Source organism: Chryseomicrobium sp. FSL W7-1435 (assembly GCF_038595005.1).
Taxonomy (GTDB): Bacteria; Bacillota; Bacilli; order Bacillales_A; family Planococcaceae; genus Chryseomicrobium.
The window spans coordinates 1,698,453-1,710,589 of the sequence record NZ_CP151997.1 but is presented as its reverse complement, the minus strand read 5'-3'; the positions used below and the strand labels follow the sequence as shown (position 1 = coordinate 1,710,589).

Sequence of the window (12,137 nt, the reverse complement as noted above, 5' to 3'; positions counted from 1 at the left end):
CATGAATTTGTAAAAAGTCACTTCCAGTTCTTTTCGATGAATTCAACACGGCCTGATTGTGCAAGGTCTTGCTGGTAGTGTTCAGGATCTTTTTTGTAGAAATCTTGATGGTATTCTTCTGCCGGATAAAATGTCGTGGCAGGGAGGATGCGCGTGACAATCGGTTTAGCAAACTTTTGACTGTCCTGTAATTTTGTCTTCTCTAGTTCAGCTTGCTCACGTTGTTCATCTGTGTAGTAGAAAATAGCTGTACGGTATTGATCTCCACGGTCCTGGAACTGACCTTCATCATCAGTTGGATCGATCTGTTGCCAGAAAATCTCAAGCAGTTGTGAGTACGGGAATAAGGCAGGATCAAATTCAATCTCCACGACCTCTAAATGACCACTTGTTCCTGTTTTCACTTGTTCATAGCTAGGGTTATCCACGTGCCCCCCCATATAGCCAGACGTTACTTTATGAATTCCTTCGAATGTGTCAAAGGGCTTAACCATACACCAAAAACAGCCGCCCGCAAATGTTGCTTTTTCCATTTCATCGCCTCCGATAGTAGTTGCTGAAAAAATTCTATCACTTCTTGTCAAACTATGAAACTAGTTGGGCTTTTATACGTTATGATAAAGATAGAAAGGGGTAGTTTTATGGATGAATTGCGATCAGAAAGAAGAGCCAAGAGAAGACGACGCTCTCCACTGAAAACTATTCTGCGTTTAGTTGTAGTAGCAGTGCTTGCTGTCATCGCTTATGGAGTGTTTAGTTATTGGCAAGGAACTCAACTAGCAGATGGAGCTGCTGCATCTGAAACGTTTGAGGGCACAGAGTACACAGATGGCCGAATGAATGTTTTGCTATTAGGGGTAGATAGTCGAGGAGAAGAACAGGCAAGAACCGATACGATGATGATTGCATCCTGGGATCCTGAGACAAACGATGTACGGCTTGTATCGCTCATGAGAGATATATACGCAACAATTCCAGGTTATCAATCGTACAAATTGAATACTGCCTATTACCTAGGAGGGGCTGAACTTACTCGTCAAACAGTAGAGGGAATGTTCGGAGTACCACTTCATCACTATGCACTTATTGATTTCACAAGTTTTGAGACAATGGTCGACATCGTGGCTCCTAGTGGTATTGAAATCGATGTTGAAAAAGATATGTCAGAAGAAATTGGTGTAGAGCTCAAACAGGGTGTCCACCAATTGAATGGTCAAGAACTGTTAGGATATGCAAGATTCCGCAAAGATGAAGAAGGTGACTTTGGCCGCGTTCGTCGTCAGCAAGTGGTCATTGAAGCTTTATCAAATGAAATGACATCTGTATCGACTATTCATCGTTTACCAAAGTTTGCTGGCGCGTTAAATGGGTATATTCAAACGGATATTGAAAGTAGAGAGAAACTGAACTATCTTCTTGATGTCATCACAGGGGGCAGCCTTGAAGTCGAGCGATTGACAATTCCACAAGAAGGCGCCTATCGCTACAATTCATACAGCCACGCGGGAAGTGTGATTGAAATTGATCAAGAAGCAGCACGGACAGCCATCTCTGATTTTCTCAAGTAGGAGGAATGAAGATGTTTGATGAAAAAAAGCCAGGATTTTTTGAAACACGTTTTATTCAGTTTCTAGGTGGCAAGAATACAATATTCGCACTAATTCTTTTAGTTTTGATTGGTTTGACAATCTTTATTTTTGACCTCGTGTCATTTGTGTTCAATCCATTAACGGTCTTTTTAGGAAATGTTGTTCTACCTATCATAATAGCAACCATTTTGTATTACTTGCTACGACCGGTGCTACGTTTACTAGAGAAGATGCGCATCCCCCGTATTTGGGGAATTTTAATTTTGTTTATAGCTATTATTGGCTTGATTACATTACTGGTCTTTCTCGTATTTCCATTTTTAAAAGAGCAGACGATTCGCTTTATCGAAAACTTCCCAGAGGATTTCTCGCAGCTTATTAATAACACAACTCTGTGGCTTCAAACGTCAATATTCTCTGGTTTTTACAGTACAATCGAAACGGATATAAACGAAAGGATTCAAGATTTACCTAGTCAACTCGCGATGTTCTTCCAAGACACATTTACGCGAGTAGCTACAGGGATCACCTCTTTTATCGGTGCTATCACTAGCTTCATCTTGGCAATCGTCACAGTGCCGTTTATTTTATTCTATCTTTTGAAAGACGGAGAAAAACTACCACAGTATGTACTACGATTATTACCACCACGTATGCGTGTAGAGACGGCACAAGTCTTTACGGACATTGATCGCCAAATCAGTTCATACATACAGGGTCAGTTACTCGTATCAGCAACAATCGGTTTTATGGTGTTCATAGGGTTCAGTATTATTCAAATGCCTTACCCAGTCTTACTAGGAGCTATCGCGATGGTGACGAGTGTAGTGCCTTATCTAGGGCCAGTCATTGCAATTACACCGGCTGTAATCATTGCATTAGTCCAATCGCCATTCATGCTATTGAAGCTTGCAGCTGTTTGGACGGTTGTTCAACTTGTTGAAGGGAAATTCATCTCTCCACAAATAATGGGCAAGACGTTGCATATTCACCCAATTACCATCATATTTGTGCTAGTAACAGCTGGATCCCTATTTGGAGTGCCTGGTGTTATCCTTGGGATTCCTGGATATGCTATAGTTAAAGTAATTGTTACTCACTTTTTCCGACTCTTTAAAATGCGTTATAATCGTTATGAGCCGACAGTTGAGCAACATTACGAATACATTTCGAAAACAAATAAGGTGGAGTAAGTATGAATTCTTTTGAGTCCCGTATTGAAAAAGATTTAATTAAAATTGACACAGTAGTCGATCACCCCTACATCGAGCATGGTATTAACTTATCAGGCACGATTTATATTGAAGGGTTAGAACAAGAAGAAGAAGAGTTGGTCGATATTCGCTTAGAAGTTTGTAAAAAAGAATCTCGCGAATTGATTGCCAAGCAGAGTCATGAACCTGTCGGCAATCCAGCATCAAAAGGGATGTTGATGATTCCATTTGAGATTATGCCAGATGAGCGATGGATGCCGGAAGAAGGGGAAGAGGCGACTCGTCTCACGTTAACGACTACCGCATTTTTCTCAGATGGAAGCAGTCTCACAGATGAAGATGATATAATCTTTGATGTCGAAGAATAGCTTGTAATTGCTTATAAGCTTTGCTACAATCGCAACAATACGTAATTGAATAGGTGATTATCAAGAGAAGCCGAGGGAAATGGCCCGACGACGCTTCAGCAACCTCTGCTCATGCAGAAAGGTGCTTCCTCCATCAAGTGCTGACTTGGAAGATAATGTTGACCGACACTCTGCCCTTGTTTGGGCAGAGTGTTATTTTTTTAGAAGGAGAGACGACTATGCCGATTAATTTGCCTAAAGACTTACCTGTGATTGAAAAATTACGCAATGAGAATATCTTTGTAATGGATTTGGAGCGAGCTCATACCCAAGATATCCGACCACTTGAGGTGTTAATTGTAAATCTCATGCCAGAAAAAGAGAAAACTGAGCATCAATTGTTGCGATTATTAGGGAACACGCCACTTCAAACGAATGTAACTTTCTTGCGAATGGCCAGCTACCAACCTAAAAATGTGAGCAGTAGCCACCTTGAACAGTTTTATGTGACGTTTGATGCGATAAAAGATCGTCGGTTTGATGGGATGATTATCACCGGTGCGCCAGTTGAGCAGATGCCATTTGAAGAAGTGGCTTATTGGCCAGAGATTGTCACGTTACTCTTCTGGGCCAAAACACATGTAACATCAACTTTGTCCATTTGTTGGGGAGCTCAAGCTGTCTTGTATCAAGAATTTGGCGTTGATAAAGAACCACTGCCTAAAAAATGTTCAGGCGTCTATCCACACACACTACTCACGCCACACAGTGCGCTTGTAAGAGGGTTTAATGATACATTTTTAGCGCCTCATTCACGCTACACGACTGTAAGCTATCAAGAGATTTTGAAGCAGCAACAACTAGAGGTGGTAGCCGTTTCACAAGAAGCAGGCGTATTTCTTGTCCAGTCAAAAGATCAACGTCATATCATGGCTACAGGGCATCTGGAATACGATGCCACGACACTTCAAGACGAATATTTACGTGATGTGGCAAAAGGAATCGCTCCCGAAGTGCCAGCTAATTATTTTCCGGGCGACGATCCTACAAAAAATCCATCAAATACTTGGCGTTCACATACACATTTATTGTTCTCGAATTGGTTAAACTATTATGTCTACCAACAGACTCCCTATGACTGGAGCAAATCATGACAGCGTTTGAAGAGAACGTCCTCGCTGCATTTGGCGAGAGAGGAGAGACGTGGCTAGTTAATCTCCCACAGCATGTCCTTAAAATTGCTGCTACAGAGCAATTAAACACGCTCGTGCCTTTTTCAAACCTTTCTTATCATTACGTTGTTAGAGCCGTTCAAAATGAGAAATCAGTGGTTTTAAAGGTAGGATTACCTGGCGCAGATTTTACAAACGAACTATTGGCTCTGCAAGCTTTTGCTAACAAATCTGTAGTGAAAGTTTTCACTGTTGTCCTCGACGAAGGATACTATATTATGGAAAATATTGTTCCCGGTGAATCCCTTTATGCCAAATTTCCCGACACGAGAACTAACGTTCGTATATTTGTAGAACAGTGGAGGAGGTTGCATAGTACAGCTAAGTCATCGATTGTATTAGCTAAGTTGCCAGGAATTAGTTCGTGGTTTGAAACTTTAAATTATAGTGGTGATATTCCTGAAGCCTGGTTACTAGAAGCTCGTCGAGCGCAGCAAAGATTAGCTGACAGTAATGAAGATGTGATTTTACACGGTGATTTACATCATGAAAACATAGTATGGGATGTTAGTCGTGGATTTGTAGTTATAGATCCTAAAGGTGTTATTGGACACGCGTATTATGATTGTGTGCAATTTCTATTTAATAAAAATGCTACGATTGAAGAATTTAAGTTAAAACTTCAGTTGCTAATAAGCACGCATGGGTTTGATGCTGATAAGTTACTAGATGCGGTAAAAGCATTGGGAACTGTTTATTTACTCTGGAGTCTTGAAGAGCAGAGTAAAGAGGCTCAGCAACGCTATGACCAATTAGAGTGGTTAATGAACCATCAAAAAGAGGAGACCTAGAAATCAGGTCTCCTTTTGGTTTTCTATAAATTAGTTTCCATAATATATATTATCTAAAGTTACGTATCATAATTAAGTATACTTAAAATAATGAGATATTAGAGAAAAACCCAGGATTTATTGTCCTGGGTCTACTAAATTTATAGATTTGTTTTGCTGCGTCTTTCAATTAATACAACATCTCGCCACGTATCATTCATTTTACCGATTTGGCGACGAACACCAACTTCTGTGAAGCCGAACTTTTCGTGGAGTTTCAGACTTGCTTGATTCTCTGGAAAAATCATGGCTTGCAATGTCCAGAAACCTGACGTTTCACTAGTTTCAATTAGTTTGGCTAATAGTTGACTGCCGATCCCTTTACCAGCGGCTTCATTCGACATATAAATACTCACTTCACCTACACCATGAAAAAATGATGCTGTAAATGCTTGGAATAACGCTGCATAACCAAGAACAACGCCCTCTTGTTCAAAAACAAACCGACACACGTCATGATGAAATGTATCCCATTGTTCCCAAGTGGGTGCCTCAGTGCGAAATGTAGCATTTCCGGAAGCAATTCCTTGCTCAAAAATAGCTTTAACAGCTGGCCAATCTTCTTTTCTCAGCTCTCGTATCATCTACGTTCCTCCACTCGACTAGGGTGTTTTAATAATTAGTTTCTGAACAGGACCCACATTTTCTACATCCACTAAGAAACTTCCATTCGAATAACGGTCGGCAGATTTTAATTCTTTGACTAGCAATTGCTCTCCCTCCCCATTCGTTGTCAATGGTAGCAATACATCGGCATTTGTCACATAATGAACATCCACAATGCGGTGGGCATTTGATTTTAATTCACGCAACACTACGACGCCACGTTTAGCGCGCGAGCTAGCTTCAAGTTCTTTACGTGCTAACTTTTTGATAGCTCCTCGATGGGTGATCAAAACATAAAAATCTTGCGAATCTTTAGGAAGAAGCGTCAATGCGACTACTGAATCCCCGTCTTTTACATTGATACCTTTAACACCACCCGTTTTTACACCTGTAATCGGAAGCTCATCTAAAGAATAACTAAGAGCGTAAGCACCCGAAGTAAATAACGCAAGGTCATCTGACGGATTTGCTAGACGAACAGCCACAAGTCGGTCGTCTTTTTTAAGTTTCATTGCTTTTAGTGCCCGGTTGTATCGCTGTGCATAAAATTCAGCTAACAGAGACCGCTTAATTTGACCTTCTGCAGAAACCGTAATAACAGTAAAGTCTAAATCAAACGATTCAATAACTTCTGCATGAATGATCTGTTCATTTGGATCTAACTGAACAACACTTGAAATATGTTGACCAAGATCTTTCCACCTTATCTCAGGAAGCTCGTGGACAGGCTGGTAGATGTAGTTGCCGAGAGATGTAAACAGCAGTAAATGATGCTGTGTGTTACTGATCTGATCAAGTAACAAATGATCGGACTCTTTCATAGCAAAATCTCGGCCATTAGAAGCTTGATAAGAACGCAATGACGTACGTTTCACGTAACCCTCTTTTGTGACAGTCAAACGAACATCTTCGCTTGGAATCAGCACATCTAAGGTTAACTTAATCTCTTCGATTTCATCTTCGATTAATGAACGACGAGACTCGGCGTAGGTTTTTCGAATATCTTGAAGTTCTTTTTTAATTACGCGGATCAACTTCTTTTCGTCGCCTAAAATTCCTTGTAGCTGCGTGACGAATTTTGTTAAGTCAGCGTGTTCTGCTTCTAGAGCTGTAATGTCTGTATTGGTTAAACGGTAAAGCTGCAAAGAAACGATGGCTTCTGCTTGCTCTTCAGTAAAAGCAAATGATGATTTTAGGTTTTCTTTTGCGTCTCGCTTATCTTTAGAAGCCCGGATGGTCGCAATCACTTCATCTAAAATCGAAAGAGCTTTCATTAAACCTTCCACGATATGTAGGCGTGCATTTGCCCGCTTAAGATCATATTCAGAACGTTTGCGAGTGACCTCTTTTTGATGCTCTAAATAAGCATCTAATAAAAGTGGCAACGTCATCATCATAGGTCGTCTGTTATGGATGGCTATCATATTAAAATTATAAGACACTTGTAAATCTGTATTTTTAAACAAAAATTGCAAAATGCCATGTGCATCGACATCTTTTTTCATTTCAACAACGATGCGCAGGCCTGTACGGTCAGATTCATCGCGAATATCGGCAATTCCATCGAGACGTTTATCAGAACGTTGTTCGTCCATTCGTTTGATGAGATTGGCTTTATTCACTTCAAAAGGCAATTCCGTGATGACAATCTGTTGTTTGTTCCCTTTGATTGCCTCAATTTCGGTCTTTGAACGAATGATAATCTTTCCTTTACCTGTTTCGTAAGCTCTTTTAATGCCCTCTACTCCTTGAATGATGCCTCCCGTAGGAAAATCTGGACCTTTCATTACAGTCATCAGTTCGTCCACTGTAACTGCCGAATTCTCCATATACATAAACAAAGCGTCGATTACTTCATGTAAAGCATGAGGAGGCATGTCTGTAGCATACCCTGCCGAGATTCCAGTAGAGCCGTTAACCAGCAAGTTAGGGAAACGGGCTGGGAGAACAGTTGGTTCAGAATCTGAGTCGTCAAAGTTCGGGATGAATTCAACGGTCTCCTTTTGAATGTCACGTAACAATTCGGAAGCAATTGGAGAGAGCCTTGCTTCTGTATAACGCATTGCAGCAGGAGGATCCCCATCAACCGATCCGTTGTTTCCGTGCATCTCTACGAGCAGATTGCGTAATTTCCAATCTTGACTCATACGTACCATTGCCTCGTAGACGGAGCTATCTCCGTGAGGGTGATAATTCCCGATAACGTTACCTACAGTTTTGGCTGATTTTCGGAATGCTTTATCGTGCGTGTTACCCTCTGTGTACATGGCAAATAAAATCCGGCGTTGAACTGGTTTTAATCCGTCCCGTGCGTCTGGTAGTGCTCGGTCTTGAATGATGTATTTACTATAGCGTCCGAAGCGGTCTCCAATGACCTCTTCTAACGGTAAATCTTGAAAGCGTTCGATCTGTGACATTATACTTCACTCTCCATATGAATACGTTCGTTTTCTAATATCGTGCCCTCTTCTTCAAGGCTAAAGTCGACATGGCTCTCAATCCATTTGCGTCGTGGTTCTACCTTGTCGCCCATCAATGTCGTCACGTGACGTTCGGCGCGACCGCTATCTTCGATGGTGACACGAATCAGGGTACGAGTTTCAGGATTCATCGTTGTTTCCCACAGTTGATCAGCATTCATCTCACCAAGACCCTTGTAGCGTTGCAGGGCGTAGCCTTTTCCTATGGTTTTAATAGATTGCTGTAATTCTTTTTCCGTCCACGCATAAGTGCTTACTTCTTTCTTACCAGCACCTTTAAATACTTTGTAAAGTGGTGGTAAGGCAATATAGACTTTGCCTGCTTCAATGAGCGGTTTCATATAACGGTAGAAGAACGTCAACAATAACACTTGAATGTGCGCGCCATCTGTATCGGCATCCGTCATGATGACAATCTTGTCATAAGCAATATCTTCTACTGCAAAATCTGCACCTACTCCACCACCGATTGCATGAATGATGGTGGCAATTTCTTCATTTTTCATAATGTCGACAAGCTTTGCTTTTTCCGTATTGATGACTTTTCCGCGAAGTGGCAGAATAGCTTGGAAAGTGCGGTCACGTCCTTGTTTAGCTGAACCGCCGGCTGAGTCACCCTCCACTAAATACAGTTCATTGCGCTTTGCATTACGAGACTGTGCAGGCGTTAATTTACCGGACAACAAAGTGTCATTTTTTTTGCGTTTTTTACCAGTACGAGCTTCTTCACGCGCTTTACGTGCAGCCTCTCGTGCTTGCTGTGCTCGAATAGCTTTACGAATCAATGAAGCCGTCAAATCAGCATTTTCTTCTAAAATGTATTGCAGCTTTTCTGAAATGACCATATCCACTGCACTACGAGCTTCATTAGTTCCAAGCTTCCCTTTGGTCTGCCCTTCAAACTGGAGTATATTTTCAGGAATACGAACAGATACGATGGCCGCAACTCCTTCACGTACATCGGCACCGTCTAAATTCTTGTCTTTTTCTTTTAACAACCCTGTTTTGCGGGCATAGTCATTGAATACGCGTGTCAAGGCAGCTTTTGCCCCTGTTTCGTGTGTACCACCATCGCGAGTACGGACGTTATTGACGAAGGACAGAATGGTTTCAGAGTAGCCATCGTTGTACTGGAACGCGAACTCGACTTCGATCTCTGATTGCACGCCTTCCATGTAGAAGACATTGTGAAGGGTGTCTTTTTCTTCGTTTAAATAGGAGACAAAAGCCTCTATCCCTGTTTCATAATGGTAGACCTCTGTAACATCGGTTCGTTCATCTTTTAAAGTGATCCGTAAACCCTTTAATAGGAAAGCGGACTCACGTAAGCGTTCACTCAGTGTTTCAAAATTGTATTTAGTTACTGAAAAAATAGTTGGGTCTGGTAAGAAATGAACCATTGTTCCGGTTTCTTTTGTTTTACCAACCTCTTTTAATGGCACCTCTACTTTGCCACCGTGAGAGAATTTTTGATAAAATTTCTTTCCGTCTCGGTGAATTTCTACATCTACAGTTGTAGAAAGTGCATTTACTACAGAAGCTCCGACCCCGTGAAGACCTCCACTTGTTTTATAACCGCCTTGCCCAAACTTTCCTCCGGCATGAAGAACGGTGAAAATGACTTCAGCAGTTGGTTTACCCGTTCTATGAGTACCTGTCGGCATGCCACGACCATAATCGCGGACTGTGATGCTGTTATCAGCATGGATCGTTACATCAATTTGCGTACCAAATCCAGCTAAGCTCTCATCGACTGCATTGTCTACGATCTCATAGACAAGGTGATGTAGGCCTCTAGTGTCAGTGGAACCAATATACATACCAGGACGTTTCCGAACGGCTTCTAGCCCCTCTAAAACTTGAATGTCATCATCTGTGTAGGCTGTTAATTTCTGTTTTACCAAGTTGTTCTCCCCAATCAAACGTGTGTTCTATTTTTAACGATACGCTTGTCCAACAGTGATGTCAACCGCTAGACCGTCATTCTCTAAGTGTAAAGAAACACGGAAAAGATTGCAATGCACTCTGTCCAATCAAAATTCGAATATGGTACACTACTAGTAGCAAACGAGACGTTTAAAGGAGACTATTATGACAACAGCACTTGCACTCTTACTCGCTTATTTACTAGGTTCCATTCCTACAGGTCTAATTATAGGAAAGACTTTTTTTAAAACTGATATCCGTGAACACGGAAGCGGTAATTTGGGTGGCACTAACACCTTTCGCGTATTAGGGAAGCCAGCCGGCCTGATCGTTTCATTAATTGATATCTTAAAAGGAACAGCTGCTGTTCTTCTGGTATTACTACCATGGTTTTCAGATACTGCTATACACCCCTTGGTTCTTGGTGCAGTAGCTGTAATTGGTCACATGTATCCAGTGTTTGCAGGGTTCCGTGGAGGAAAAGCTGTAGCGACTTCAGCAGGAGTGCTACTTGGTTACAACTGGATGTTCTTCTTAATTTTATTAGTTCTTTTCTTTGTATTTTTAAAGTTGACGAAGATGGTCTCTTTAACTTCCATCTTGCTATCAGTCACAGCTTTCATCATGGCAGTCGGTTCACATTTCTTGATTCGTCCCGACATTCCACTTATTCTATTGATAAGCGTCTTGATGCTTTTCATCGTCTATCGCCACCGAGCGAACATTGGACGCATCCGTCAAGGAAATGAACCAAAAATCTCCTGGATTTAGGAAGTGATGCAGATGAAAATTGAAATTTCACAGCAAGCACTAAGCTGGTTCGAAACAGAAATGGAAGCAACCGAAGGCGAGTGGATTCAATTTTACGCCCGCTACGGCGGCAGCAGTAAGTTGCACGAAGGATTCACACTCGGGATGACTAAAGCAGAGCCTGACGAAGCTGCTGTTCAACAAGATGAAAATGGCATTCATTTTTATATTGAAGAACGGGATCTTTGGTACTTTGATGGGCACGACCTGCATGTGGAACTTCATCCTGAAAGACAAGAAATTACATTTGATTATAAAAAAAGTTCCTAGCCGAGCAAAAAGGCTAGGATCTTTTTTTGGTTATAAATTTTTCATATTGCTCTGTCATACCTTCTTCTTTCAAAACACGCTCCTGTATTTCTCCGAAAAGATCGAAATGAGGAAAATGTTCCTTATGGTCGATCCACTCTTTTTGAAGTCCATACGTTTCACCCCAGCTTGCGAGCTGGTTTAAATCTCTCGCACCTACTTTAGTCACAGAGGTTGCATGTGGAAAACGAGAATCCAACCAATAATGCGTTAAGATGCCAATCTCTCCCGCTTCGATCTTCTGCTTCCAAGCAACAAGTTCACGTCGAGTAATTCCAAAGGCCATTAGTTATTTACGCAAGCTTTCTCATACGCTGTATGCCAAGCAAGGTCTACTTTGGAGAGCGCGATTGGACGAAAGGTCTCTTTTGATACAAGAGTATGCATCGTTTTAGCGGTAGCGGCGACTGAGCCATCTGTTTTGCGAATCTCATAACCATATACGGTCTTTAACCGACTATAGGTATCAATCCAAGTGGCTACTGTCACGTCTTCCCCGTAGCGTACACTTTGTTTGTACTGGATAGATACGTCTAACACAGGCGATAAATACCCCTGTCGCTCTAGTCCCGCATAATCAAAGCCTAAATCTTTAATTAATTGCGTTCTCCCCATCTCGAGCCACACTAAATAATTCGCATGGTAGACGACCCCCATTTGATCCGTCTCAGCATAGCGTACTTCAATTTCTTTTGTACTAATCATCAAGTTTTCACCTCTTTATAAGTATACATGATATTGAAAAGTAATCACTTTCTCGTTTTGTTATATTGAGATAATATTTATATTTACAT

General features: G+C 41.4%; 13 protein-coding genes and 1 riboswitch. Of the genes, 7 read left to right on the top strand and 6 right to left on the bottom strand.

Annotated elements, in window-relative coordinates; genetic code table 11:
• Positions 1-17: 17 nt before the first annotated feature.
• Complete coding sequence (msrA, locus tag MKY84_RS08675) at positions 18-533, bottom strand: peptide-methionine (S)-S-oxide reductase MsrA (protein WP_342525571.1); 516 nt, start codon at positions 531-533, stop codon at positions 18-20.
• A gap of 108 nt (positions 534-641) precedes the next feature.
• Here msrA and MKY84_RS08670 point away from each other — a divergent pair, with 108 nt between their 5' ends.
• From MKY84_RS08670 to MKY84_RS08650, 5 genes are all read left to right on the top strand, one after another.
• Positions 642-1,568, top strand: a complete 927-nt coding sequence (locus tag MKY84_RS08670) for an LCP family protein (protein WP_342525569.1) — start codon at positions 642-644, stop codon at positions 1,566-1,568.
• 11 nt (positions 1,569-1,579) lie between these two features.
• Positions 1,580-2,782: an AI-2E family transporter gene (locus tag MKY84_RS08665; protein WP_342525568.1), complete on the top strand. Its 1,203-nt coding sequence runs from the start codon at positions 1,580-1,582 to the stop codon at positions 2,780-2,782.
• 2 nt (positions 2,783-2,784) lie between these two features.
• Positions 2,785-3,171, top strand: coding sequence for a hypothetical protein (locus MKY84_RS08660; RefSeq protein WP_342525567.1), 387 nt, complete (start codon positions 2,785-2,787; stop codon positions 3,169-3,171).
• A 54-nt stretch (positions 3,172-3,225) separates the two neighbouring features.
• Positions 3,226-3,330, top strand: a riboswitch (SAM riboswitch).
• Between the two features lie 59 nt (positions 3,331-3,389).
• Positions 3,390-4,304, top strand: coding sequence for a homoserine O-succinyltransferase (gene metA, locus MKY84_RS08655; protein ID WP_342525566.1), 915 nt, complete (start codon positions 3,390-3,392; stop codon positions 4,302-4,304).
• The gene (locus tag MKY84_RS08650) at positions 4,301-5,173 is read left to right on the top strand and encodes an aminoglycoside phosphotransferase family protein (RefSeq protein ID WP_342525564.1); all 873 of its coding nucleotides are present in this window, start codon (positions 4,301-4,303) and stop codon (positions 5,171-5,173) included. The genes metA and MKY84_RS08650 overlap by 4 nt, the downstream gene beginning before the upstream one ends.
• Positions 5,174-5,313: 140 nt before the next feature.
• Here the strand turns inward: MKY84_RS08650 and MKY84_RS08645 are convergent, their stop codons facing one another.
• The 3 genes from MKY84_RS08645 to parE are packed head-to-tail and all read right to left on the bottom strand — an operon-like array spanning position 5,314 to position 10,202.
• Complete coding sequence (locus MKY84_RS08645) at positions 5,314-5,796, bottom strand: N-acetyltransferase family protein (protein ID WP_342525563.1); 483 nt, start codon at positions 5,794-5,796, stop codon at positions 5,314-5,316.
• 18 nt (positions 5,797-5,814) lie between these two features.
• Positions 5,815-8,235: a DNA topoisomerase IV subunit A gene (gene parC, locus MKY84_RS08640; RefSeq protein ID WP_342525561.1), complete on the bottom strand. Its 2,421-nt coding sequence runs from the start codon at positions 8,233-8,235 to the stop codon at positions 5,815-5,817.
• Entirely contained in the window at positions 8,235-10,202 is a 1,968-nt protein-coding gene (gene parE / locus MKY84_RS08635) for a DNA topoisomerase IV subunit B (RefSeq protein ID WP_342525559.1), read from the bottom strand. The genes parC and parE overlap by 1 nt, the downstream gene beginning before the upstream one ends.
• Before the next feature lie 187 nt (positions 10,203-10,389).
• On the opposite strand from parE, the gene plsY reads away from it, so the two are divergent.
• Together plsY and MKY84_RS08625 are read left to right on the top strand one after the other, a co-directional pair.
• Positions 10,390-10,995: a glycerol-3-phosphate 1-O-acyltransferase PlsY gene (gene plsY, locus MKY84_RS08630; RefSeq protein ID WP_342525558.1), complete on the top strand. Its 606-nt coding sequence runs from the start codon at positions 10,390-10,392 to the stop codon at positions 10,993-10,995.
• 12 nt (positions 10,996-11,007) lie between these two features.
• Positions 11,008-11,304, top strand: coding sequence for a HesB/YadR/YfhF family protein (locus MKY84_RS08625; protein WP_342525556.1), 297 nt, complete (start codon positions 11,008-11,010; stop codon positions 11,302-11,304).
• Positions 11,305-11,317: 13 nt separating this feature from the next.
• Here MKY84_RS08625 and MKY84_RS08620 read toward each other — a convergent pair whose 3' ends face one another.
• Together MKY84_RS08620 and MKY84_RS08615 are read right to left on the bottom strand one after the other, a co-directional pair.
• Positions 11,318-11,629 carry a hypothetical protein gene (locus MKY84_RS08620; RefSeq protein WP_342525555.1) on the bottom strand — a complete coding sequence of 104 codons (312 nt, stop codon included), beginning with the start codon at positions 11,627-11,629 and terminating at the stop codon, positions 11,318-11,320.
• Positions 11,629-12,051, bottom strand: a complete 423-nt coding sequence (locus tag MKY84_RS08615; protein ID WP_342525554.1) for a thioesterase family protein — start codon at positions 12,049-12,051, stop codon at positions 11,629-11,631. The genes MKY84_RS08620 and MKY84_RS08615 overlap by 1 nt, the downstream gene beginning before the upstream one ends.
• Positions 12,052-12,137: the final 86 nt, after the last annotated feature.